The sequence below is a fragment of the Sulfitobacter sp. R18_1 genome (assembly GCF_017743915.1).
GTDB lineage: Bacteria > Pseudomonadota > Alphaproteobacteria > Rhodobacterales > Rhodobacteraceae > Sulfitobacter > Sulfitobacter faviae.
On the sequence record NZ_JAGHRG010000005.1, the window covers coordinates 226,482 to 251,090 of the forward strand.

A 24,609-nucleotide genomic window follows, 5' to 3' on the forward strand; every position below is an offset into this window, starting at 1 on the left:
CCCATGCGACATCTCTTTATCTACGGCACTCTGCGGCATCTGCCGCTGTTGGAAATTGTGCTTGGCCGCTCCGCCGAGGCGATTGACCTCAGCCCCGCCAATCTGTCCGGCTACCAAGTCTCTGCCGCCGCCGAAGGCCCGTTTCCCACGATTGAGACGCGCGATGGCGCGCAGGCCGAGGGCTTGCTGGTGCGGGGCCTGAGCGTGGATGATTTTGCGCGGCTCGATTTCTATGAAGGCGCGTTCGACTATGATTTGGTGCCGGTGACACTGGCAGACGGGCAGGGGGCTGAGGTCTATCTGCCCCAGCCCGGGCGCTGGACCGCGCAGGGGCCGTGGTCCTTGCCTGAATGGGAGCGTGATTGGGCCGCGCTTTCCTGTCACGCCGCGCGCGAAGTGATGAGCTATATGGGCAAGCGCCCGCGGGCCGAGGTCGATGCGATGTTTCCGATGATCCGCCGCCGGGCCCATCAGCAGGTGCTGGCGGCGCAGGGTATGCATGATCCGCTGGCGCTCGATGGCAAGGTCGAAGTGACCGACCGCCGCCGCGTTTACGCGAACTTCTTCGCCCTTGATGAAATCTCGCTGCGACATGAGACCTTTGACGGCAGCATGTCGGCGCAGATCGACCGCGCGGTTTTTGTCAGCGCGGATGCAGCTTTGGTGCTGCCCTATGACCCGCTGCGCGACCGCGTGCTGCTGGTTGAGCAAATCCGCATGGGCCCGCTGGCGCGCGGCGATCATACCCGCTGGCAGTTGGAACCCATCGCGGGCCATATCGACGCTGGCGAAACGCCGCAGGCCGCCGCGCGGCGCGAGGCGCGTGAGGAGGCGGGGATCACCTTGGGCACCTTGGAGCCGGTCGGAAACGTCTATGCCTCCCCCGGGAATGCGACGGAATTCTTTCACATTTTCGTGGGGTTGGCGGATTTGCCGGATCATATTATCGGCACCGGCGGTTTGGCTGCGGAGGGCGAGGATATCCGGTCGCATCTGATGTCATTCGATGATCTGATGGCCTTGGCCGATGCGCAGGCGCTTGCCAATGCACCATTGGTGGCAAGCGCCTATTGGCTGGCCCGCCACCGCGAACGCTTGAGGTCCGAAGGCGCGACAGCTAAACCGGACGGAACATGAACTGGGGGCAAACATGCAGGTTGCTAAAGATCTGGCCGAGGCCATTGGAAACACACCGCTGATCCGGCTGCGCGGCGCGAGCGAAGAGACCGGCTGCGAAATCTTGGGCAAGGCGGAGTTCATGAACCCCGGCCAGTCGGTCAAGGACCGCGCGGCGCTGTTCATCATCCGCGACGCCATCGCACGGGGTGAGTTGAAGCCCGGCGGCACCATCGTCGAAGGCACCGCGGGCAACACCGGCATCGGGCTTGCGCTGGTCGGTGCCTCGATGGGTTTCAAAACCGTCATCGTTATCCCTGAGACCCAGTCACAGGAAAAGAAAGACATGCTGCGGCTGGCCGGTGCGGAATTGGTGCAGGTGCCCGCCGCACCCTACAAGAACCCCAATAACTTCGTCCGCTATTCCGAGCGTTTGGCCAAGGAATTGGCGAAGACCACGCCCGAGGGGGTGATTTGGGCGAACCAGTTTGACAATACCGCCAACCGACAAGCACATATCGAAACCACTGGCCCCGAGATTTGGGAACAGACCGGCGGCAAGGTCGATGGCTTTTGCTGCGCGGTCGGCTCGGGCGGCACGCTTGTTGGCGTGGCCATGGCGCTGCAACCCAAGGGCGTGAAGATCGCATTGGCCGATCCCGATGGGGCGGCGCTGCACAGCTACTATACCGAAGGCGAGTTGAAATCCGAAGGCAGCTCCATCGCCGAGGGCATCGGACAGGGGCGGATTACCGCGAACCTTGAAGGGTTCAAGCCCGACTATTCCTACAACATCTCAGACGATGAGGCGCTGCCGGTCGTCTTTGACCTGCTGGAGAATGAGGGGCTCTGCCTTGGTGCCTCCTCGGGCGTCAACGTCGCCGGGGCCATGCGTCTGGCGAAAGAGATGGGGCCGGGCCATACCATCGTGACCGTGTTGTGCGACTTCGGCACGCGCTATCAATCCAAACTCTTCAACCCGGAGTTCCTGCGCGAGAAGGGGCTGCCGACGCCCGCTTGGCTTGATGCCGCGCCGCAATCCATCCCAGGTGTTTTCGAGGATACATGACCCAAATGCTCCGCTTCGCCCTTGGCCTTACCGCGTTGCTGGTCTGGCTGACCGGCGCTGCTGTCGCACAGGAACCGGTTCTGCCGGATTTCGACCAATGGGAAACCGTCGCCTCTTCGGCTGAAGAGGCGGTGGACGCCCCCGATACCACCGAAACCATGCTGGAGGTGCAGCGCGCCCGGCTGGTGGATTACCGCGCCGAGTTCGACGCGGCGCGCAACCTGAACGCGGCGCGGATCAGCGCGCTGCGCGAACAATTGGCCGCCCTCGGAACCCCGCCCGAGGGCGAGGGGGCCGAGCCGGAATCCCCCGAAGTCGCCGCCAACCGTGAAGAGTTGAACCGACAGCTCAATACCCTGCTGACCCCGGTCCAGCGGGCCGAAGCGGCATATCTGCGCGCCGATGCGCTGATTGGGCAGATCGACGTTGCGCTGCGCGAACGCCAGACCGAGCAGTTGATGGAGGTGGTGCCCACGCCGCTCAACCCCGTCCACTGGCGCAGCGCGATTGACGATCTGGCGACAGCGGCGGGTGAGATCGCCGCCGAAGCGCCTGACGATGCCGATACGGCACGGCGCAGCCTGCGCGCCTCTCTCCCTGCGGTTCTGGCCCTCACCATTCTGGGCTTGGTGCTGATCTTCCGCGGCCACCATTGGTCGACCGCGATTGTGGGACGGCTCCAGCAATTCGGCGCGCGCGGCTTTGGCATCTGGCGCTTTGTCGTGTCTCTTTTGCGGATCATCCTGCCCACGGTGGGTCTGGTCTTACTGGCCATGGCCGTCTTGGCAACCGATTGGCTTGGCCCGCGCGGCTCGACGCTTGTGCAGCTGATCCCGGTGATCAGCGGCGCGATGCTGGGTGTTCGCTGGGTCGCCGAACGGGTGTTCTCTCGCGATGAGGACGAGGCGCTGATCCTGCTTCCCGCGTCAGAACGCAAAGCGGTTCGTTTCTACGTCAGCATCATCACCGTCACCGTCATCCTTGGCGCCATCATCACCGCCATTTTCGACGGCAAGCAACCGGCAGAAACCACCGAGGCCGTGCTGCGCCTGCCGGTGATGCTGCTGAGCGCCTTTGCCCTGTTCCGCATCGGGAAAATCCTGCGCGGTTACAGCGATCCAGTGACGGAAGATATCTCCGCTGCCGAAGAGCCGCGGACCTCGACCCTGAACCGCGTCGTGCGCGGGCTGGGCTTGGGCGCGATGATCGTGGCCGTGGTCGCACCCCTCTTGCTTATCAGCGGCTATTACAACGCCGCCGTTTCGCTGCTGCCGCCCTATGTCACCACGCTGGTGCTTCTGGGGCTGGTGATGACGCTGCAACGCTTCTTGGCCGATGTTTACGGTGCCATGACCGGGCAGGGGGTGCAGGCGCGCGACGCGCTGATGCCCGTCTTCTTTGGCCTGATCCTGCTGCTGTTGTCGCTGCCTGTAATGGCGCTGGCATGGGGCGCGCGGATCACTGACCTGACTGAGCTTTGGGCGCTGTTCAGCCGGGGCTTCGCTTTTGGCGAGACGCGGATCCGTCCTACAGATTTCCTCTCCTTCGCGGTGATCTTCGTGATCGGCTATGCCGTCACCCGTCTGATCCAAGGGGCGCTGCGCAGCAACGTCCTGCCCAAGACACGGATGGACATCGGCGGGCAGAACGCCATCGTATCGGGGATTGGTTATGTGGGGATTTTCCTCGCCGCGCTGCTCGCCATCACCGGGGCGGGGATCGACCTTTCTGCGCTGGCCTATGTCGCGGGGGCACTCTCGGTCGGTATCGGTTTCGGTTTGCAAAACGTGGTGTCGAACTTCGTCTCCGGCATCATCCTGCTGATCGAACGGCCGATCTCAGAAGGGGATTGGATCGAGGTGGGTGGCCAGATGGGCTATGTGCGCGACATCTCGGTGCGCTCCACAAGGATCGAAACCTTCGACCGCACCGATGTGATCGTGCCCAACGCCGATCTGATCAGCGGCACGGTCACCAACTACACCCGCGGGAATACCGTGGGCCGCCTCATCGTACCCGTGGGCGTGGCTTACGGCACCGATACCAAACGGATTGAAGGTATCCTGCAAGAGATCGCCGAGGCGCAGCCCATCGTTCTGACCAACCCGCCCCCCGCGGTTCTGTTCTTGAACTTCGGCGCCGATGCGCTGGAGTTCGAGGTGCGCTGTTACCTGCGGGACGTGAACTGGATGATGAAGGTCAAGAACGACATCAACCACGCCATCGCCGCGCGTTTCAAAGAGGAAGGGATCGAAATTCCCTTTGCCCAACGCGACCTATGGCTGCGCAACCCTGAGACGTTGAAGGCCGAAGCAGCACCGAAAATAGAAGATGACGCAAAGCCGGAGCCGCAGGCATGACGGGCGAGCTGTACCGGACCGAGACCTACCTGCGCGACGCCCCGGCCCGCGTGGCCGCCCATACGCCCGAAGGTGGGGTGATCTTGGACAATTCCCTGTTCTACCCCACGGGCGGCGGCCAGCCGGGCGACAGCGGGTGGCTGACCTGGGACAAGCGAGAGCTCACCATCGCGACCACGGTGCGCGACCGCGACAGCGGCGGCATCGCGCTGGTCCCGGCAGAGCCGCGTCCCTTGCCGCCGGTGGGCGCTTTCGTGAAACAGGAGCTCGACTGGGACCGCCGCCACAAGCACATGCGCGTCCATACGGCGCTGCACCTTCTGTCGGTCGTGATCCCGCATCCGGTCACGGGGGGACAGATTTCGGCCACCCACGGGCGGCTTGATTTCAACATGCCCGATGCGCCGCAGGATCGCGAGGAACTGGAGGAGGCGCTGAACCACTTCGTCTCCCTCGATGCGCGGGTGAGCGAGGACTGGATCACCGAGGCCGAATTGGACGCCGCGCCTGAACTCATCAAAACCATGTCCGTCGCCCCGCCGCGCGGACGGGGGGACATTCGCCTGGTCCGCATCGGAGAGGCGCAGGACCCTATCGATCTACAGCCCTGCGGCGGCACCCATGTCGCCCGCACCGGCGAGATCGGCGCGCTTCGCCTTGGAAAGATTGAGAAAAAAGGCCGTTTGAACCGCCGGGTCTACGTTCATCTGGGCGGTTAGATAAATTTATCCTCTCTGGGGGGAATTCGCTCTTGCAACTCACTGCCCCCCCAAGCTAAACCCCGCCTCAACGGAGCGGTGGCCGAGTGGTCGAAGGCGCACGCCTGGAAAGTGTGTAGGCGGGAGACCGTCTCCAGGGTTCGAATCCCTGTCGCTCCGCCATTTTCCCTTTTTTCGCAGAAAGAAGTTGTTGCCCATCGGGCCATGCGGCTTCACATGTAGAAAAGCCCGGCACCTTTCGGGCCGGGCTCTCTCGGGTCTACCTATGACAGTTTAGCGGGAGTCGTTGCCCGCGCCATAACCACCATAGGCGAAACCTTCGCCCAAGCTGCTCACGGGACCGCTGGTTGAGAAGGTGGCGACCGGCGCGCGCTCGTCCGAGAATGTTTCCAAGCGCAGGTCAGCGGCGCGCTCATTAGGACGGGTTTCACCGGCATCCGCGGCATGGACGACATCAGCCGTTAGGGACGTATCCAAGCGCAGGTCTTCGTAGCGTGTCGACTGGCCTGCGAAGCTCGCGGTAGCGATCAGAGTGGCGGCGGCGGTTGCGATAAAGAGTTTCATTGTTCTGGTCCTTTCAGGTTTGGGAAAGGGCATCGGCTTTCTCGCTCTGGGGAGAGGCGGGGAGGTCGGGAGGCCCGTTCGATACAATGATATTAAGGCGCGGCGAGGGGCGGTTACAAAGCAACTCGGATCACGGCCCAGTGTTAGAGCGAGACCCGGCGCGATCAGATCGTAACAAATTGCCATAGCCGCATAAGATACTGTTTTTAATAAGTTCTCACCATGCCGCAGAACGGGACTTATGGCATTGGTCGGTCCCGCGAAAGGCGTTCAAGACCTGTTACACAGACGTCGCAGAAACGTGTGTACCGCCACCGCAGGCAAACCTCTTTGGCCCGTGTGAAATGTTTCAACCCTACTGGTCGAGCGAGAGGCACAAAAAAGCCCGAAGCGGATATTCTCCGCTCCGGGCTACTTGATGTGGCCGAAAGAAAGCTCAGCCGATGGGTTCGTAAAGCACCACGCGGGTGTTCATCGGCACGCGGTTATAGAGCTCGGCCATCTGATCGTTCACCAGACGGGCACAGCCGTTCGAGACGCGTTTGCCCAATGTGCTGGGGTCATTGGTGCCATGAATGCGCAAGAAGGTATCGCCGCGCTCTTCTGTGAAGAGATAGAGGGCACGCGACCCCAGCGGATTGTCCAAACCGCCGTCCATACCATCGGCGTATTTCTTGTATTTCTCCGGCTCGCGGTCGATCATACCCGGGGTCGGGGTCCAACTCGGCCATTCCTTCTTGGCACCAACGTAGAACTCACCGGATTCATAAAGACCGGGGCGGCCCACGCCCACGGTATAGCGCCACGCCATATTGTCGGGCAGTGTCCAGTAGAGCGCGAAATTGTCGGGATCGACGTGGATTTCATAGGGCGGCGCGCCCGCCGCGATCGGCACTTTGCGCGGCATCATCTCTGGCGGCACGTCATAGCTCGGCATTTCCTTGGGCGGATGCGCCAATGCGGGCGTGGCGAGGCCACCGCCGAATGCGGCACCGCTGGCGGCTACACCGGTGATGAAATGTCGTCTCTTCATTGCGTCGTTCCCCTATTCTTCAATCTCGTGTTGAAAGGGAAACCGTTTCAGCGCCTTGCCGTTCCATCGCGCGGGCCGGATCACAAACTGTTGTAGCCAAGCGGCAGCGTGTCAAACCGACAGCCTGTCGATCACGCCCTGCGCCCAACGGTCGGCGGATTGGCCAAAGCAATCGTGCAGGGAATCCACCGCCGTCACACTGCCGAGCGCCAGCCGCCCCAGCAGGCAAAGGCCGGGCACGGGGCGTCCGTCAGGGGCGCGCAGCGTCCCGTCAGGCGCGGTCGCTGCGGCCAGATCGGATGACAGCGGGAAGAGCAAACCTTGGGAGATGAGATCGGGCAGGGGCGGTGCTGCGATGCCCGAGAGGTTCGGCGCAGGCAGCACCGCGTCGACGATGACCGACACCTCCGTCGCGTGCCCCTCCGCCTGCAATGTCCAGCCTTGCGCGCTGTTCGTGATCTCTGGATTGGTGGCGAAGGACAGGTCGACCAGCCCTGCGTCGATCAGGGCCAAAAGCTCCCGGGCGGAGGCGAGGGGCGGGCCGTAGGAATATCGTTTCAGCCCCTCATCGAAGTCTATCAGCCGCTTGGCCGTCTGGGGCAACGCGTCGCGCGGGTTGAATGCCGCACGCCATGTGTCTTGCCATTTGCGCCAGACTTGGCCGAGCGTGTAGCCAATGCTCGGCGCGACCTCTCCAGTGGCCAGTTCTATCCCGTGGCGCAGCGCCTTCATTGGGGGCAACTGGTCCTGCGCGCCGGGGTCTGACCATTCCACCTTGAGCCAGTTCGCAATTTCCGCCATCCGCACATTGTGAGGCGCGAGGATGCGCGCGACCACGGGCAGGAGGGCGTCAGAGATCAACGAAGGCGCCGCCTCGGGTCCCGCATTAACCGCGGCCGTGGCGGCTTTAGAGAAGCCCGCGGTCTCTTCCGATGTGGGATTGAACAGCGCGTCGAAAGCGGCAGCCTGTGGCTTGGGGAAGGGGGGGTGCCCGTTGAGCGAGAAGGGCAGAATGCGGCAAGGCTCCCGGCCCGAGGCATGATAGCCCGCCGCGTCGAAACGCCCGCCCTGTGCCATGGTCAGACCACGCAACACATCATAGGTCGACAGCCCCAAGCCCCGGATCGCGACGTGCTTGCCCTGCCATGCCGCCGCCCGCGCGCGCAGATCTGCCGCCGGATAGGCCTGCGCGACTTCCGCCTCGCGCCGCGCTGCGTGCTCTTGCCAATCGGCCCATTGCGCGCCCGGCTCGACAGGGGGCTGCCCGAGGGTGAGGAGCACTTCGTCATATAGCGCCTCCGCCCCGCTTTCCGACTGCACGCGCCAGCCCGCCCCCTCGGGCGAGATGCGGGCCACAGCGGCGGGGATCACCCTGCAAGTCACGCCGGTTTTCGTAAAACCCCGGGCAAAAAGATCGTCCCGCCGCGCCATGAGGTAGCGGCCCATTTCGGCGCGGGAGGGAAAACTGTCGGGGTCGACGGAGCGATCTTGCCACTCCGCGAAATGTCCGACCCGCGACCCCTTTGGCGGGCGGATCGCGATATCGCGGTTAGGGATGTTCAGCAGACAATAGGCGGGCTCGGAGGGGGCGAAATTCGGACCCGCGCCGGGATGGGGGCCGGGTTCATAAATGTCGATCTGTATCCGCCCTCCGGTCCCCGTAAGCCGTTGCGACAGAGCCTCCAACGCGCCAAGGCCGCGCGGCCCGAAACCGATCACTGCAATGCGCGCCGCTTCTATCTGCATCTCTCTCCCCGGTATGTCTTTGGCGCGACCGTAGAGCCGTAGCACGGCCAGCGAAAGCCCACCGGCGACAGAATCGGGCAACAAAAAAGGCACCCGAAGGCGCCCTTAACAATTCACTCGTCTTACCGGAGAAGCTGCGATCAGCCGCCCCAGCTGCGCACTGTACCGCAGTCCATATGGGTGAAGTTCGAGCCGGAGTAGCGCCCGACACCGCCACCGCGGCAAGCCATCGCCGCGCGGGCCACCTGATGCACCGAGCGCGAGGCGAGGCGCAGGTCAGCGGCCTGACCTTTGAGGTGCAGCGAATTCTTGGCCACACCGCTGGAACGGGAGCGCAGCATCGCATTGGTTTTCGGGCTGCGGTAGCCGGAGAGGAGCATATAGGGCTCGTTCACATCCAGCAGATTATGCGACGCGGCCATGATATCGATGGTGCGCAGGTCCATGTTGATGACATCGTCGGTCCGCCAGTCGCGCATGAAGTGATTGATTTCGGCAAAGGCATCTTTGATATAGTGGCCTTCAATCCAATAGATCATGTCCAGCCGCTCACCGGTGCGGCCCGAATACATGCGGATGCGGCGAATGTCGCCTGCGCCCCGTAGAAAGCCTGCTGCGTTCGAGAAGGTGGGAGCTGCTGCAACGGTGGTTGCTGCGAATGCGCCGAGAAGGGCGCGCCGGGTCATCCCCGAGGAGCTTTTGCCTGTCATGTGTCTCTGTCCCGTCGTCTGCCTAAGTTACCCAAGATGTTACATGGGCCATTCATCTCATCCCCAGATGCAACATTGTTATTGCATAGCGGGAAAACCTGACCAAGGGCTGAATCGGAATGGTTCCCGAGTGGTTCAAATTTAGGCAAGTTTTTGCGCAATGCGGTTAAAAAACCCAATGTTTGCAGGGGCAACCGATGCGCAATCCGCACAGGCCATCACGCGTTTTTCCTGCGAACGGAAATTTGAATGGACTTGCGCGTAGTATTATTGGCAAACCGGGCAGGCAATAGGGTCGCGCGGCGGCAATGGTATATTCACGGGGTACGACATGGGTTTCAGCGCGACTTTTTCACGGCAACTGTCCACATTTATCGCAGGGTTTGCCCTGTTGATTTCGGCACTGGTCCTTGCCGCGCCTGCCACGGCGCAGGTCACCGCCTTCAAACAAGCCGTCGCCGAAGCTGCCGCCCAAGACGATGACATCGCCGCCTTCTACCGTGAGAACGATTATACCGCCATCTGGACAGGGGCAGCCGAAGAACACCGCGCGCGCCGGTCGGAACTGATGCGGGCGATCACCACGGCAGATGATCATGGCCTGCCGGTCACCCGCTACAACCCTGATGCGGTGTTGGAGATGCTGCGCACGGCCAAGACTCCGCGTGATCGGGGATTCGCCGAGGTGGAGTTGAGCCGCGTGTTCCTGCGCTATGCCCGCGACGTGCAGACCGGTGTGCTGATCCCCAAACGGATCATCAGCCAGATCGTGCGCGAAATTCCGTACCGTGACCGCAAGACCTATCTGCAAGACCTGCCCAAATCCACGCCCGCCGCTTATTTCCGCGCCCTGCCGCCGCGCAGCCTTGAGTATAATGCGCTGCTGAAAGAGAAGATCGCGATGGAAAAGCTGCTGTCGCAGGGCGGCTGGGGTCCTTCGGTGCCCGCGGGCAAGCTTGAGCCGGGCGATACAGGGAATGACGTGATTGCCCTGCGCAACCGCCTAATCGCCATGGGCTTTCTGGAGCGGTCCAATGCCGTGGGCTATGATGCCAGCCTGACCGAAGCCGTGCGCCAGTTCCAAGAGGCCCACGGGCTGAACACCGATGGCGTTGCTGGTCCGGCCACGATGAAACAGATCAACATCGGCGTTGAGCAGCGACTGCAATCGGTCATGGTCGCACTTGAGCGTGAGCGTTGGTTCAACACCGACCGCGGCAAACGCCATATCCTTGTGAACATCCCCGATTTCTCGGCCAAGATCATCGACGATGGCAAGATCACCTTTCAGACCCGCTCGGTCGTGGGGGCCGCTCGCGAGGATCGTCCGACGCCCGAATTCTCGGACGTGATGGAGCATATGGTGGTCAATCCCAGCTGGTATGTGCCGCGGTCGATCGTCACTGGAGAATACCTGCCGCAGCTCAAGCGCAATCCCTATGCGGTCAACCATATCGAGATTACCGACAGCCGGGGCCGCAAGGTGAACCGCGGCGCGGTGAACTTCAACCGCTACACCGCGCGGACCTTCCCCTTCGCCATGCGCCAACCGCCCAGCAAGACCAATGCCTTGGGTCTGGTGAAGTTCATGTTCCCCAACAAATACAACATCTACCTGCATGACACCCCGGCCAAGAGCCTGTTTGCTCGCGATGTGCGTGCCTTCAGCCATGGCTGCGTGCGTCTGGCCGAGCCGTTTGAATTTGCCTATGCGCTGCTGGCCCCGCAATCGGCGGACCCGGAAGGTGAGTTTCAGGCCATTCTGCGCAGCGGACGCGAGACGCGCGTCGTCCTCGAAGAGCAGGTGCCGGTGCATCTGATCTACCGCACCGCCGTGACCAACGCCCGCGGCCATACCGAATACCGCGATGACGTATATGGCCGGGATGCGCTGATCTGGAACGCGCTCTCCAAGGCGGGGGTGGCCTTGCGCGGCGTTCAGGGGTAACTCTCGGGCGCGCAACAAGTAAGGGCCGCCCGAAATGACCTATAGTGTTCAGCAAATCGCCAAAGCCGTCGGCGCCAGCGCCGAGGGCGACATCGAACTCAAGGTAAGTGGCGTCGCGGAACCCGCCAGCGCCAAATCGGGCGAAATGGCGCTGGCGATGGACCCGCGCTATGCCAGCAGCCTTTCCGATGGCGCCGCCGAAGTGGCGATGCTTTGGGAAGGGGCCGATTGGCGCGCTCTGGGTCTCAAGGCCGCGATCTTGCCCAACCGCCCGCGCTACGCGCTTTCCGGCGTGACGCGGATGCTCGACAAGGGGCAGGGGTTCAAGCCGGGCATCCACCCCACCGCCGTGATCGACCCCGAGGCGGTGCTGGGCGAGGGCGTCTCGGTCGGCCCCTTGGCGGTGATCTCTGCCGGGGCGCAGATCGGCGCGGGCAGCGTCATCGGGCCGCTGTGTTTTGTCGGCGTGGATGCGACATTGGGCGATGGCTGTTTTCTGCGCGAACATGTCAGCATCGGCGCGCGGGTCACCATCGGATCGGGTTTCATCGCGCAGTCGGGTGTGCGCTTGGGCGGCGACGGTTTCTCTTTCGTCACGGCTGAGCTGTCCACCGTGGAAAGCGCGCGGCAAACGCTGGGTGATCAGGGCGATGCCTCCCCGCAGCCTTGGACCCGTATCCATTCGCTCGGCGCTGTGACCATCGGCGCGGATGTCGAAATGGGCATGGGCTCCACCATCGATAACGGCACCATTCGCGACACGCAGGTCGGCGACGGCACGAAAATCGACAACCTTGTGCATATCGGCCACAATGCGGTGATTGGCAAAAATTGCCTGCTCTGCGGGCAGGCGGGCGTTGGCGGCTCGACCCGCGTGGGCGACAATGTGGTGCTCGGCGGACAGGTCGGTCTGGCCGACAATATCACCATTGGCGACCGGGTGATCGCGGGCGGGGGGACCATCGTGCTCTCCAACGTGCCCGAGGGGCGTACCATGTTGGGCTACCCCGCCACCCAAATGAGCAAGCAGACCGAAATCTACAAAGCGCTGCGCCGTTTGCCCAAGCTGCTGCGTGATGTCGCGGCTCTGCAAAAGGTGGTTTCCAAAGCCGACAAGGCTGACTAAACCTGCCGCGGACATATGTTGGGGGACGCCGCATGAGCACTCAGGATCAGGTCATTACCATCCTCGCCGAACAGGCCATGATAGAGCCGGAGGATGTCACGCTCGACAGCACGCTCGAAGACCTCGGGATCGACAGCATGGGGGTTGTGGAATGCATCTTTGCGATTGAAGAGACATTCGACATCAACGTGCCTTTCAACGCCAACAGCCCCAGCGAAAGCGATTTCGACATCTCGACCGTGCGCAGCATCGTCGCCGGGGTCGAACGGCTGCAAGCCGAACAGAGCTAGGCGATGCGGCGCGTTGTCATCACCGGCGCGGGCACGATCAACGCTCTGGGCCTGTCGGTGCCCGAGACCTTGGCGGCCATGCGCGAGGGCAAATGCGGCATCGGCCCGCTAGAGTTCCGGGATGTGGAGCGGCTGGCCATCCGCATCGGCGGTCAGGTGCGCGGGTTCGAGGCCGAGGGCCGCCACAACCGCCAGCAAATCGCGCTTTATGATCGGTTCACGCAATTCACCCTCACCGCCGCCCGCGAGGCGATCGAGCAATCGGGCCTGACCTTCACCGATGACTTGGCCGCCCGCGCAGGGGTGGTGCTGGGCACGGCGGGGGGCGGTGTCTCAACATGGGACGACAATTACCGCGCGGTCTACGAAGAGGGCAAAAACCGGGTGCATCCCTTTGTGGTGCCCAAGCTGATGAACAACGCCGCCGCCAGTCATGTCAGCATGGAATGGAACCTGCGCGGGCCGTCCTTCACCGTCTCCACCGCCTGTGCCTCGTCGAACCACGCCATGGCGCAGGCCTTTGCCATGGTCCGCTCCGGCATGAGCCCGGTGATGGTGACGGGTGGTTCCGAATCCATGCTCTGCTTCGGCGGGGTGAAGGCTTGGGAAGGGCTGCGCGTGATGAGCCGCGATGCCTGCCGCCCCTTCTCGGCCAATCGCAACGGAATGGTGCAGGGCGAGGGGGCGGGTATCTTTGTCTTTGAGGACTATGAACATGCCCGGGCGCGGGGGGCTGAGATCCTTTGCGAGGTGGCCGGTTTTGCCATGACCTCGGATGCCAGCGACATCGTGATGCCCTCCAAGGCCGGGGCCGCGCGGGCGATGGAAGGGGCGCTGGCCGATGCGGGGATCAACCGCGATGAGGTCGGCTATATCAACGCCCATGGCACCGGAACCGCGGCGAATGACAAGACCGAATGCGCCGCCGTGGCGGATGTCTTTGGCACCCATGCGGACCGGTTGATGATCTCTTCCACCAAGTCGATGCATGGTCATATCATCGGTGGCACCGGCGCGGTCGAGCTTTTGGCCTGTATCATGGCGCTGCGCGACGGGGTGATCGCGCCGACCATTGGCTATGAGGAACCCGACCCGGAATGCGCGCTTGACGTGGTGCCCAATGAGGCGCGCGAGGCGCAGGTCGATGTGGCGCTCAGCAATGCTTTTGCCTTTGGTGGGATGAACGCCGTGCTGGCGCTGCGCCGCGCCTGATCCACGCGCGGCCATAAAAAATGCCGCCCCCGAGGTCGGGCGCGGCATTCAAATCGGTAGAATCCAGTCTTACTGCTCGATCACCGAGACTTCGTCGTAGCTGGCGGTGAAGCCGTCGAGCGAGAGGGTCAGCTTCACTTCCTGATCCGGTGCGAGAGCGGGCACGATGGTCAGCACCGCTTCCTTGCCGCGTTTGAAAGCACCGATATCGGCATCGGTCAGGCCCATGCGCACATAGCAGCCCACGGGGTTGCAGAAGGCATAGGGATAGCGGCGGGCCTTGCCACCGTCGACCGACAGGGTCAGCTGCGCGGGCAGGGCGGTCTCAAGCGGGACGACAACCGTGGCACCGGCTTTGGCCTGCCCCCCGTCGGGCAGACGGAAGAGCGAGACTTCGGCAACCGGCGCGCCTTCGCCATCGGCGAGGAGTTGATACATCTGGCAGGGGTCGACCTCTTCCTCGGTCTTGATGCAGCGCATCTCCCAAGCACCGATCTCCTTCTTGGTGTAGGGCTTGCCCAGATCGGGGTCTTTGTCCGCATCTTCACCAAGGCTCAGCTGCTCTTCGATCTGCGAAGCATTGCCGCTGGTGCCGGGCTGGGGCTGCTGCTCTTCGGTCTGGGCGGTGTCTTCTTCGGTGGCGGTCTGGGCGAAAGCCGTCATTGGGGCCGTCAGTGCAAGCGCTGCACAAAGCGGCAGGGCGGTCATAAACTTGCTCATGTCATATCCACATTTGTTGCGTTACCGCCCCTTACCACGCCGCCCCGGGATTGTCAGTGGCCAGGGCCGCATTTCGATCAAGGTTCGGGCAATTTCATGCCGACCCCGACGAGGATGGTTTCCTCACGATGTCAGAGGCTTACAGAGCAGAAATGCAAAAGGGGACGCAGCGCGCCCCCTTTCCGTGTACTTTCTCCCCGTCGGACTGGGCCGACTTATTAATGCCACGTTAGGCAAGCGCGTGATGCCGGTCAACAGGAAAAATGCGACAATCTGTCAGGGTTTTAGCACGGCCCCGGTCAGAAAAAGGGCCGCACCCGAAGGCGCGGCCAAGTCTAACAGGGAGGAAGTACACCCACCCGATGAAAGGACATGCGAGCGGGATGCCTTCACTATGGCGCGCAAAGGTTAAGTTTGTATGCTCTAGTGGAACGGACGAATGGCTAAAATTGACAGAAAGGCCCCAGCGTGAGCAGTGACATCTTTATCGGCGGCGGCGGTCCCGACCATGCGACAAAGCAATTCCTCGATCTTGGCTATGCCAACCGTCACGGGCTGATCGCAGGGGCGACGGGCACGGGCAAAACGGTGACGCTGCAAATCCTCGCCGAAGGCTTTGCCAATGCCGGGGTGCCGGTGTTCCTGTCGGATGTGAAGGGCGATCTGTCCGGCCTTGCCGTCGCGGGGAGCGAGGCCGCCAAACTGCACGGCGCTTTCACCGAACGCGTGGCCAAGATCGGCTTTGACGACTATCGCTATCAATCCTTCCCGGTGACCTTTTGGGATCTCTTTGGTGAGCAGGGCCACCCTATCCGCACCACGGTTTCCGAGATGGGGCCGCTGCTCATCGCGCAGTTGCTCAGCCTGTCGGAGGCGCAGGAGGGCATTCTGAACATCGCCTTCCGCGTGGCCGATGAGGAAGGGATGCCGCTTTTGGACCTGAAAGACCTGCAATCCCTGCTGGTCTGGGTCGGCGAGAATGCAAAGGACTTGGCGCTGCGCTATGGCAATGTCTCGACTGCCTCCGTCGGCACCATTCAACGGCGGCTGCTGGTGCTTGAGAACCAAGGCGGCGCGCAGTTGTTTGGCGAACCGGCGCTGGCACTCTCGGACCTTATGCGCTGCGATGCCGACGGGCGCGGGCGGATCAACATCCTCGCCGCTGACAAGCTCATGGCCTCGCCCAAACTCTATGCCACCTTCCTCTTGTGGCTCATGTCCGAACTGTTTGAGGAACTGCCCGAGGTCGGCGACCCCGACAAACCCAAGCTCGTGTTCTTTTTCGACGAGGCACATCTGCTGTTTGACGATGCGCCCAAGGCGCTGGTCGATAAGGTGGAACAGGTGGCGCGGCTCATCCGCTCCAAAGGCGTCGGGGTTTATTTCGTCACCCAGAACCCCGCCGATGTGCCCGACGATATCCTTGGCCAGCTTGGCAACCGTATCCAACACGCGCTACGCGCCTTTACCGCGCGGGACCGCAAGGAACTGCGCCAAGCCGCCGAGACCTACCGCGAGAACCCGCGCTTCGACACCGAAGAGGCGATCCGCGAGGTCGGCGTTGGCGAGGCCGTGACCTCCATGCTGCAACGCAAGGGCGTGCCGGGCGTGGTGGAGCGTACCTTGATCCGACCCCCGTCTTCGCGGCTCGGCCCGATCACCGTGGCGGAGCGTGCGGCGGTGCTGGCGGACTCCGATTTGGCAGGGAAATACGAGACCGTGCAGGACCGCGAGTCGGCCTATGAAATGCTGAAGGCCCGCGCGGAGGCGGCGGCCAAAGAGGCGGAAAAAATCGAAGCCGCGGCTGAGGCCGAGGACGCAGCCGCGCGTGAGTTCCAGAAGGCCCGCCGCTACGGCGGGGCGCGCAGCGGCGGCAGCCGGTCAAGCCGCAAGGCGACAGACGGTTTCGGGGATGCCATCGCAAGCGCAGTGATCAAAGAGCTAAAAGGCACCACCGGGCGCCGGATCGTGCGCGGTATCTTGGGCGGATTGTTCAAGGGGCGCTAAAGCGGCCTGAGAAATGAAAAAGGGGCGCGGTATTGCGACCGCGCCCCTTTTTATATCGTGAATCTCAGCCCCATTTACCGCTCGGGGATCAACCCACGCGGGCTGAAACGCAGGACCAGAAGCAGCACGATGCCCATGGTCAAAAGCCGCATATGCGCCGCGCTCTCGATCAGATGGGCCTTCAGGGCCGATCCTTCGGACATGCCCGCCGTGATCAGGTTCATCAGCCACAGGCCCATCGGCTCGACCTGCACCCAGAGGAACCAGATCAGGAAGCCGCCGAGGATCGCGCCGAAATTGTTGCCCGACCCGCCAACGATCACCATCACCCAGATAAGGAAGGTAAAGCGCAGCGGCTGATAGGTGCCCGGCGTCAATTGGCTGTCCATCGTGGTCATCATCGCCCCCGCGATGCCGCAGATCGCGGAGCCAAGGATGAAGACCTGCAAATGCCGCGCGGTCACGTCTTTGCCCATGGCCTCTGCCGCGACCTCGTTGTCACGGATCGCACGCAGCATCCGGCCCCAAGGGGAGTGCAGCGCACGCTGGCTCATCCACAACAGGACGATCAGAACGGCGGCAAAAAGCGCGATATAAAGCAGTTTGACCCAGAGCGTCGAGGCGTCCACGGGATCAAAGCCAAGGCCCGCCGCACGCTCCACGAAGGCGGGGTTGTTTTGCAGGTCGATCTCGTAAGGCACGGGGCGGGGCAGGCCGATAACGTTCTTCACGCCGCGGCTCATCCAGTCTTCGTTCTTCAGGACCGCGATGATGATCTCGGCAATCCCCAGCGTCGCAATCGCTAGGTAATCCGACCGCAGGCCAAGGGCTGTCTTGCCGATCAGCCACGCCGCGCCAGCGGCAAAGAGGCCGCCCACGGGCCAAGAGATCAGCACCGGCAGGCCAAGACCCCCGAGATAGCCGGTCTGCGCGGGGTTGATCGCCTCGACCGCCTGAACGGCGGGGTCGAGCAGGGCACGGAAGATGAAGAAACCGATGACCAAGACCGCGATCACCGAAAGCGTGCGCAGCGTGCCCGGGGCCATCCGTTTCATCAGCATGACCGCCGCCACCACGGTGGCCGCCCCAAGCGCCAGCGCCCCCAGAATGGCGAAACCACCGGTGGACCAAGCGCCCTCGGTCGGGGGCATGGAGACCAGCACAGCCGCCAGACCGCCAAGCGCCACAAACCCCATCACGCCCACGTTGAACAGCCCCGCAAAACCCCATTGCAGGTTCACCCCAAGCGCCATGATCGAAGAGATCAGACCCATGGCGATGATAAGCAGGGCAGAGTTCCAGCTTTGGGCGAAGCCGGTGTAGATGATCATCAGGGCGATGATCCCGAAAAGGATCGTGTTTTTCACAGTCTGGGTCATACCGATTTCCCCTTGAACAGGCCGGTGGGCTTGATCAGCAGAACGATCAGAAGAATGACGAAGCTGACCGCAAATTTGTAATCCGTGCTCATAAGCTGCACCAAGCCGTCAGGCTGCAGCCCTTCGGGCATCACATAGCCCAGCACCTTCTTCCACGCATAGGTGATCGTGACTTCGCTGAATGCGATCACGAAGCCGCCCGCGATCGCCCCCACCGGAGAGCCAAGCCCGCCGACGATGGCCGCCGCAAAGATCGGCAGCAGAAGCTGAAAATAGGTGAAGGGTTTGAACGACTTATCAAGGCCGTAGAGTGTGCCCGCAATCGTCGCCAAGGCGGCCACGATCATCCATGTGATCATCACCACCCGCTCAGGGTTGATGCCCGACAAAAGCGCCAGATCCTCGTTGTCGGAATAGGCCCGCATGGATTTGCCCGCGCGGGTCTTGTTGAGGAACCAGAACAGCACGGCCACAACGATGATTGCGGTGACGATGGTGATGCCTTGGGTGGTCTTAAAGGCCAGACCTTCGCGCAGGCCAGTCATCTCTTTGAAATCCCGCGCCGACATGATGAAACGCTGGCCGTCGAGGAAGTTTTGATCATCCGCGCCGATGATGAAGCGGGTGATGCCGTTGTAGATGAAGGTCACGCCGAGCGAGACGATCACGAGGATCACCGGCTTGGCCTTTTGTTCACGGTAGAACTTGTAGACCACCTTGTCGGTGCCGAGCACCAGCAGCATGGTAAAGGCGATGCCGAAGGGCAGGGCCAGAAGCGCCGTCGGCAGCACGCCGAGGCTCAGACCCATGGACTGGAACAGCCATGTCATCAGGATCGTCGCCATGGTCCCCATGGCCATCGTGTCGCCATGGGCAAAGTTCGAAAACCGCAGGATGCCGTAGACCAGTGTCACGCCAAGCGCGCCGAGCGCCAGCTGCGAGCCATAGGCGATGCCCGGAATGAGCACATAGTTCGAAAGTGCAATGAAAGCGTTGAGCAGATCCATGTTCAGCCCCCCAGAAACGATTTGCGGACTTCAGGATCGGCCAAAAGCTCTTTGCCGGTGCCGGTAAAGGCGTTCGCCCCCTGCACAAGCACATAGCCTTTGTCCGCGATCTCAAGCGCTTGACGGGCGTTTTGTTCGACCATCAGGATCGGGATGCCGGTGCGGGCCACCTCGATGATCCGGTCAAAGAGTTCGTCCATCACGATGGGCGAGACACCCGCTGTCGGCTCATCCAGCATCAGCACCTTGGGCTGGGTCATCAGCGCGCGGCCCACGGCGACCTGCTGGCGTTGCCCGCCCGACAGTTCACCCGCCGCCTGATGGCGCTTTTCCTTGAGGATCGGGAAAAGGTCATAGACCTGCGTCATCGTATCGCGAAAGTCATCGCGGCGGATGAAAGCGCCCATCTCAAGGTTCTCTTCGACCGACATGGAGGTGAAGATGTTCGAGGTTTGGGGCACGAAGCCCATGCCCTTGGCCACACGGTCCTGCGGGCTGAGTTCGGTGATGTCTTCACCATCCAGCCGCACATGGCCTTTGCGCATGTCGAGCATGCCGAAGACCGCCTTCATGCCGGTGGATTTGCCCGCCCCGTTGGGGCCGACGATCACCGCGATCTCGCCGCGGTCGACCGCGATGGTGCAGTCATGCAGGATGTCGGGGCCGTTGCCATAGCCCGCCGTCATGCCGTCACCAATCAGGAAGGGGCCGCCGGGGGCGGGGTGGGTTTTGCCGCTGGCCTTGGGCATGATGCTGCCTTGGCCCTTCGCGTTGCCGACCGACCAATCTTTGTTGCCGCGGTCGCCGTAGGGATCATTGCTCATGCGCCTACCTTGTCCTTGTTCTTCAGCCCGGTGCCGAGATAGGCCTCGATCACCTGTTCGTTCGCCTTGATCTCATCCAACGTGCCTTCGGCCAGCACGTGGCCCTCGGCCATGCAGATCACCGGGTCGCAAAGGCGGCCGATGAAATCCATGTCATGCTCGATCACAACGAAAGTGTAATTGCGCTCTTGGTTAAGCCGGATGATCGCGTCGCCGATGGTATTCAGCAGCGTCCGGTTCACGCCCGCACCGACCTCGTCCAGAAAAACGATCTTGGCGTCGACCATCATGGTGCGGCCAAGCTCCAACAGCTTCTTCTGCCCGCCCGAGATCTGGCCCGCCTTCTGTTCGGCCAGATGTTCGATAGTCAGGAACTCCAGCACCTCATCGGCCTTGGCCTTGAGCGCGCGTTCCTCATTGGCGATGCGTTTGGTGCCGAACCATGTGTTCCACAGCGTCTCGCCCGACTGGTTGCCGGGGACCATCATCAGGTTCTCGCGGCAGGACATCGAAGAAAACTCATGCGCGATCTGGAAGGTGCGCAGCAGCCCCTTGTGGAAAAGCTCATGCGGGGGCAGGCCGGTGATGTCCTCCCCATCCATGGTGACGCGGCCCGAAGTGGGCTGAAGCACGCCAGCAATTACGTTGAACAGCGTGGTTTTCCCCGCGCCATTTGGGCCGATCAAACCGGTGATCGATCCTTTCTCTATCGACAGGCTTGCCCCGTCGACGGCGTGAAACCCGCCGAAGTGTTTGTGTACGTCGTCTACGACGATCATATGTCCATCCCCGTGTCCGCCACCTTGTGGCTGGTTTTTATTGGTCGTCATATGGGCCGCGCAGGCAGATGCGCGCCGCCATACCTGTTTACAATGTGCTGAGATTCTTGGAAGGGACCGCTGCGGTCCTGATCTGAAGAAAGCCCCGCGCTGCCTTGTCAGAGGCAGATTGCGCCGCATTGCCGAAATCGCGTTCAGCTAAATACATGCCCAAAGCCCTGACCGAGACGGCCATACGTTGCTTTTTCATCCTGTCCTCCCAGACGGGACGTGTTTTCCACGTCCTCAATAGGGGATTTGTACTGGCTGCATCCCCGGAAGAAAAGCCGATTTCCTAAGCAAAAGGCCCGATCGCACTGCGACCGGGCCTCTCTTAGCGGTTAGATGGTAGCGCGGATCAGCGGTAGCCGACCGTGACCATCTTGCCGTCCTTCATCTCGATCTCGCGGTAGTTGCCCGCGCTCTCGCCCGGTCCGATCAGCTCGACCGCCGAGGCACCGACATAGTCCACGTCGCCGCCGTCTTTGATGATCTGAAGCGCCTTGCCCAGTTCACCCGGCAGGATTTTCTCACCCGGTGCATTGGCGACTTCCATTACCTTTTCCTTGTACTCCGCCGGATCGTTGGAGCCTGCGGCCTGCATCGCCAGCAGCATCAGCGCCGCCGCGTCATAGGATTCAGGCGAGAAGGCGTTGGTCGGCTCGAAGCCGGCTTCCTTGCCCATCTTCTTGTAGTTGTCCGGGCCTTCGCCAGCCGCACTGGGGTTCTGACCAAAGGAGCCATCCGCGATCTCGGCGAATTTCTCTTCCAGCGTGTCAGAGACCATGCCGTCGGGGAACATGAAGACGTCGAATGCACCGGCGTCCAGCGCACCGTTCACGATGCCCGCGCCACCTTGGTCGACATAGCCTGCCACGACCAGAACCTCACCACCGGCAGAGGCCAGCGCGCCGACCTCGGCGGAGTAGTCCGCTTTGCCGTCTTCATGCGAGGTGTTGATGGTCACGGTGCCGCCGGATTCCTTATAGGCGGTCTCAAAGCTGTCGGCCAAACCTTTACCATAGTCGTTGTTGGTATAGGTGACGGCGACTTCCTTGATGCCACGGTCGTTCAGGATGTCGGCCATGACCTGACCCTGACGCGCGTCCGACGGCGATGTGCGGAAGAACAGGCCGTTGTCTTCGACTGTCGACAGGGCCGGGGATGTCGCGGAGGGCGAGATCATCACGATGCCGTTCGGAATGGCGACGTTCTGCAGCGAGGCGGTCGTTTCACCCGAGCACATGCCGCCCACGATGCCGCTCACGCGGTCAGAGGTGATCAGACGCTCAGCCGATGCCACGGCAAGGCCCGCGTCGATACAGCCGGTGTCGCCACGCTCAGACGAAACGGTGGCCCCGTCAAGGAACATGCCGCTCTCGTTAACCTCGGAAATCGCCAGTTCGGCACCGGCGGCCATGTCATTGGCCAGCGATTCCAGCGGGCCGGTGAAGCCCAGCAGAATGCCGATTTTAGTGTCTTCCGCATGCGCGCCAGTGGCGAGCAGAGCAACGGCCGTTGTGGCCATCAGTATTTTTTTCATTTGGTACTCTCCCTTAGTTGAACTCTCGTTCTGATCGAACGTTAGGTCGTGGTTTCGAAAAAGAAAAGGCGATTTATAAAGTGTTTCTCGCGGGCGGGTTTTCGCGTGGACCGGGAACGATGGTGGAAATGGGCGGTGCGCTGGCTATGTCTTGATACAAGCCCTCATGCCCAAAGGAGCCTTCCCATGACCCGCGCAAAACACCTCGCCACCGCCGCCTTCATCAGCCTCGGCAGCCTCTGCGCCGCGGGTGCCGCCACAGCGCAGAGCGGTCTCACGATCACCCCCATGGCCGAGGATCTCGAAGCCCCTTGGGGCGTTGCCCCCTTGCCCGGTGGCGGTCTGTTGGTGACAGAGAAGGCCGGGCGTTTGATCTACCAAAATGACGACACACGGCATGAGGTCTCGGGCCTGCCGGAGGTGGCCGTGATCGGGCAGGGCGGTCTGTTGGACATCACCTTGGCCGGGGATTTCGCGCAGAGCCGCCTGCTGTTCCTGACCTATGCCAAACCCCAAGAGGGCGGCGGCGCGGGGACCGCTTTGGCCAGCGCGCGCTTGTCCGAGGATACCCGCAGTCTGGAAAACCTGACCGAGCTTTTCGCGATGAAACCGGGCAGCAGCGGCGGCCAGCACTTCGGCTCGCGCGTGGTCGAGGCGCCGGATGGCACGCTGCTGGTGACCATTGGCGAACGGGGCGATCGCCCCGCCGCCCAAGACCGCAGCACCCATAACGGCAGCATCATCCGCGTGAACCGCGACGGTTCGGTGCCCGACGACAATCCCTTTGTCGATATGCCCGATGTGCTGCCCGAGATTTGGTCCTATGGCCACCGCAACCCGCAAGGCGCGGGGCTGGCTCTGGACGGGCGGCTTTGGGTGTCGGAGCACGGAGCCAAGGGCGGCGACGAGGTGAACCGCATCACCAAGGGCACGAATTACGGCTGGCCCGTGATTTCCTACGGTGAGCACTATTCGGGCGCGAAGATCGGCGAGGGCACGGCGAAGGAGGGGATGGCGCAGCCCGAATTCTACTGGGACCCGTCCATCGCGCCTGCGGGGCTGATGGTCTACTCCGGCGGGCTTTTCCCTGAATGGGAAGGTGACATCTTCGTCGGCTCGCTCAAGTTCGACTATATCGCCCGGCTAAGCGGCACGCCGCTGGAAGAGGTGGCGCAAATCAAGACCGACGAGACCGCCCGCGTGCGCGATGTCGTCGAAGGGCCGGAGGGCGGGATCTGGTTCATCTCAGAGGTCAACGGCACCGTCTATCGCATCACGCCCTGACCCTTAAGCGGGCTGCCGGGAGGATTGGCTGCCGCGTTCACGATAAGGCGTGGTCTGGTAATGCGCCCGGTAGCATTTCGAGAAATGCGAGGGCGAGGCAAAGCCGCAGGCCAGTGCCACGTTGATCACGCTCATATCCGTCTGCATCAACAGGTTGCGCGCCTTTTGCAGCCGCAATTCCATATAGTAGCGTTTTGGGCTGCGGTTCAGGTAGCGGCGAAACAGCCGCTCTAGCTGGCGGGTCGACATGCCCACGTCACGGGCGAGGATGGAAGGGCTGATCGGCTCTTCGATATTGCGCTCCATCTGCTGAATTACTTGAGAAAGCTTCGGATGGCGCACGCCGATTCGCGTGGGCACCGACAGGCGCTGCGTGTCTTGGTCGGTGCGGATCGAGGAATAAATGAGCTGATCCGCCACGGCATTGGCCGTCTCCTCGCCATGATCATCGGCGATGAGTTTCAGCATCATGTCCAAAGAAGACGTGCCGCCCGCCGTGGTCAGCCGGTTGCCGTCGACCACGAAGACCGATTTCGTCAGAATGACCTCTTCGAATTCCTCGCCGAAACTGTCCTGATTCTCCCAATGGATGGTGGCGCGTTTGCCGTCGAGCAGCCCCGCCTTGGCCAGCGTATGCGCCGCGGTACAAAGCCCGCCAACAACCAGCCCCTTACGCGCCTCACGACGCAGCCATGCCAGCAGCTTCTTGGTGGTCGCGGCCTGCACGCCGATGCCGCCACAGATTATGATGGTATCGTCGCGGCCCAACTCCTCAAGCCCGCCGTCCAGTGCGAAAACCGCGCCGGAGGAGCTTACACAGGTGTCACCGCTTTCGCCCACGACCTGCCATTCATAGACCTCGCGTTCGAGCATGCGGTTGGTGATCCGCAGACATTCCACCGCCGAGGCAAAGCTCAGAAGGGTGAAATTCTCCAACAACACAAAGACGAAGCGCCGCGGCTTGTCGGTCTGGGGGGGCATGCGGGTGGCCGGGCGCGGTTGGGACATCACGGCGTCTTTCTATTCAGGTCGTCTCTGCCGACATGTGCCATGGCCGCCAGAACTTGCCGGAAACATTGCCCACGGGCCTCACGCCACGTCAATAGGGCGCATTTCGGTTCTGGTCACTTTCCC

22 protein-coding genes and 1 tRNA gene are annotated in these 24,609 nt (G+C 62.3%); 11 read left to right on the forward strand and 12 right to left on the reverse strand.

Translation table 11 applies throughout. The features are described from left to right. The first annotated feature begins 3 nt into the window (after positions 1-3). The 5 genes from J7392_RS12175 to J7392_RS12195 all read left to right on the forward strand — a co-directional run bounded on the left by J7392_RS12175 (position 4) and on the right by J7392_RS12195 (position 5,426). Positions 4-1,137, forward strand: coding sequence for an NUDIX domain-containing protein (locus tag J7392_RS12175; protein ID WP_209217774.1), 1,134 nt, complete (start codon positions 4-6; stop codon positions 1,135-1,137). Positions 1,138-1,150: 13 nt separating this feature from the next. Next, complete coding sequence (locus J7392_RS12180) at positions 1,151-2,185, forward strand: cysteine synthase A (RefSeq protein WP_209217775.1); 1,035 nt, start codon at positions 1,151-1,153, stop codon at positions 2,183-2,185. Then, positions 2,182-4,545, forward strand: coding sequence for a DUF3772 domain-containing protein (locus tag J7392_RS12185; protein ID WP_209217776.1), 2,364 nt, complete (start codon positions 2,182-2,184; stop codon positions 4,543-4,545). The genes J7392_RS12180 and J7392_RS12185 overlap by 4 nt, the downstream gene beginning before the upstream one ends. Then, entirely contained in the window at positions 4,542-5,264 is a 723-nt protein-coding gene (locus tag J7392_RS12190; protein WP_209217777.1) for an alanyl-tRNA editing protein, read from the forward strand. Before J7392_RS12185 ends, J7392_RS12190 begins: the two co-directional genes overlap by 4 nt. A 72-nt stretch (positions 5,265-5,336) precedes the next feature. After that, positions 5,337-5,426 (forward strand) — tRNA-Ser (locus tag J7392_RS12195). A 111-nt stretch (positions 5,427-5,537) separates the two neighbouring features. On the opposite strand, the gene J7392_RS12200 is transcribed toward J7392_RS12195, so the two are convergent. The 4 genes from J7392_RS12200 to J7392_RS12215 all read right to left on the reverse strand — a co-directional run bounded on the left by J7392_RS12200 (position 5,538) and on the right by J7392_RS12215 (position 9,317). Then, positions 5,538-5,828: a hypothetical protein gene (locus J7392_RS12200; protein ID WP_209217778.1), complete on the reverse strand. Its 291-nt coding sequence runs from the start codon at positions 5,826-5,828 to the stop codon at positions 5,538-5,540. Positions 5,829-6,264: 436 nt separating this feature from the next. After that, entirely contained in the window at positions 6,265-6,765 is a 501-nt protein-coding gene (locus tag J7392_RS12205; protein ID WP_209217856.1) for a L,D-transpeptidase, read from the reverse strand. 207 nt (positions 6,766-6,972) lie between these two features. Continuing rightward, positions 6,973-8,688 carry an FAD/NAD(P)-binding domain-containing protein gene (locus J7392_RS12210; protein ID WP_209217779.1) on the reverse strand — a complete coding sequence of 572 codons (1,716 nt, stop codon included), beginning with the start codon at positions 8,686-8,688 and terminating at the stop codon, positions 6,973-6,975. Positions 8,689-8,747: 59 nt separating this feature from the next. Next, positions 8,748-9,317, reverse strand: coding sequence for a DUF882 domain-containing protein (locus J7392_RS12215; RefSeq protein ID WP_067267369.1), 570 nt, complete (start codon positions 9,315-9,317; stop codon positions 8,748-8,750). A gap of 331 nt (positions 9,318-9,648) precedes the next feature. On the opposite strand from J7392_RS12215, the gene J7392_RS12220 reads away from it, so the two are divergent. From J7392_RS12220 to J7392_RS12235, 4 genes are read left to right on the forward strand one after another with little or no spacing between them, the layout of a single operon-like run. Beyond that, positions 9,649-11,265 carry a L,D-transpeptidase family protein gene (locus J7392_RS12220; RefSeq protein WP_209217780.1) on the forward strand — a complete coding sequence of 539 codons (1,617 nt, stop codon included), beginning with the start codon at positions 9,649-9,651 and terminating at the stop codon, positions 11,263-11,265. Between the two features lie 34 nt (positions 11,266-11,299). Then, positions 11,300-12,391 carry a UDP-3-O-(3-hydroxymyristoyl)glucosamine N-acyltransferase gene (gene lpxD / locus J7392_RS12225; protein ID WP_209217781.1) on the forward strand — a complete coding sequence of 364 codons (1,092 nt, stop codon included), beginning with the start codon at positions 11,300-11,302 and terminating at the stop codon, positions 12,389-12,391. Positions 12,392-12,423: 32 nt separating this feature from the next. Then, on the forward strand, positions 12,424-12,681 hold the full coding sequence (locus J7392_RS12230) for an acyl carrier protein (RefSeq protein WP_209217782.1): 258 nt from the start codon (positions 12,424-12,426) through the stop codon (positions 12,679-12,681). Positions 12,682-12,684: 3 nt separating this feature from the next. Then, a complete protein-coding gene (locus tag J7392_RS12235; protein WP_209217783.1) occupies positions 12,685-13,893 on the forward strand; it encodes a beta-ketoacyl-[acyl-carrier-protein] synthase family protein in 1,209 nt (402 codons plus the stop codon). A gap of 69 nt (positions 13,894-13,962) precedes the next feature. Here the strand turns inward: J7392_RS12235 and J7392_RS12240 are convergent, their stop codons facing one another. Continuing rightward, complete coding sequence (locus tag J7392_RS12240; RefSeq protein WP_209217784.1) at positions 13,963-14,613, reverse strand: invasion associated locus B family protein; 651 nt, start codon at positions 14,611-14,613, stop codon at positions 13,963-13,965. Positions 14,614-15,081: 468 nt separating this feature from the next. Here J7392_RS12240 and J7392_RS12245 point away from each other — a divergent pair, with 468 nt between their 5' ends. After that, positions 15,082-16,620: a helicase HerA-like domain-containing protein gene (locus J7392_RS12245; RefSeq protein WP_209217785.1), complete on the forward strand. Its 1,539-nt coding sequence runs from the start codon at positions 15,082-15,084 to the stop codon at positions 16,618-16,620. A gap of 74 nt (positions 16,621-16,694) precedes the next feature. Here J7392_RS12245 and J7392_RS12250 read toward each other — a convergent pair whose 3' ends face one another. From J7392_RS12250 to J7392_RS12275, 6 genes are all read right to left on the reverse strand, one after another. Further along, entirely contained in the window at positions 16,695-17,999 is a 1,305-nt protein-coding gene (locus J7392_RS12250) for a branched-chain amino acid ABC transporter permease (RefSeq protein WP_209217786.1), read from the reverse strand. Further along, positions 17,996-19,006, reverse strand: coding sequence for a branched-chain amino acid ABC transporter permease (locus J7392_RS12255; protein ID WP_209217787.1), 1,011 nt, complete (start codon positions 19,004-19,006; stop codon positions 17,996-17,998). The genes J7392_RS12250 and J7392_RS12255 overlap by 4 nt, the downstream gene beginning before the upstream one ends. Positions 19,007-19,008: 2 nt before the next feature. Further along, a complete protein-coding gene (locus J7392_RS12260) occupies positions 19,009-19,830 on the reverse strand; it encodes an ABC transporter ATP-binding protein (RefSeq protein WP_209217788.1) in 822 nt (273 codons plus the stop codon). Next, positions 19,827-20,609: an ABC transporter ATP-binding protein gene (locus tag J7392_RS12265; protein WP_067266791.1), complete on the reverse strand. Its 783-nt coding sequence runs from the start codon at positions 20,607-20,609 to the stop codon at positions 19,827-19,829. Before J7392_RS12265 ends, J7392_RS12260 begins: the two co-directional genes overlap by 4 nt. An 88-nt stretch (positions 20,610-20,697) precedes the next feature. Continuing rightward, a complete protein-coding gene (locus J7392_RS12270) occupies positions 20,698-20,859 on the reverse strand; it encodes a hypothetical protein (protein WP_209217789.1) in 162 nt (53 codons plus the stop codon). Between the two features lie 147 nt (positions 20,860-21,006). After that, positions 21,007-22,191, reverse strand: coding sequence for an ABC transporter substrate-binding protein (locus J7392_RS12275; protein ID WP_067266789.1), 1,185 nt, complete (start codon positions 22,189-22,191; stop codon positions 21,007-21,009). A 186-nt stretch (positions 22,192-22,377) separates the two neighbouring features. Between J7392_RS12275 and J7392_RS12280 the strand changes: the two genes are divergently transcribed. Then, a complete protein-coding gene (locus J7392_RS12280; RefSeq protein WP_209217790.1) occupies positions 22,378-23,475 on the forward strand; it encodes a PQQ-dependent sugar dehydrogenase in 1,098 nt (365 codons plus the stop codon). A gap of 3 nt (positions 23,476-23,478) precedes the next feature. Here the strand turns inward: J7392_RS12280 and J7392_RS12285 are convergent, their stop codons facing one another. Next, positions 23,479-24,483 (reverse strand): GlxA family transcriptional regulator, encoded by a 1,005-nt coding sequence (locus J7392_RS12285; RefSeq protein ID WP_209217791.1) that lies wholly within the window; start codon positions 24,481-24,483, stop codon positions 23,479-23,481. Positions 24,484-24,609: the final 126 nt, after the last annotated feature.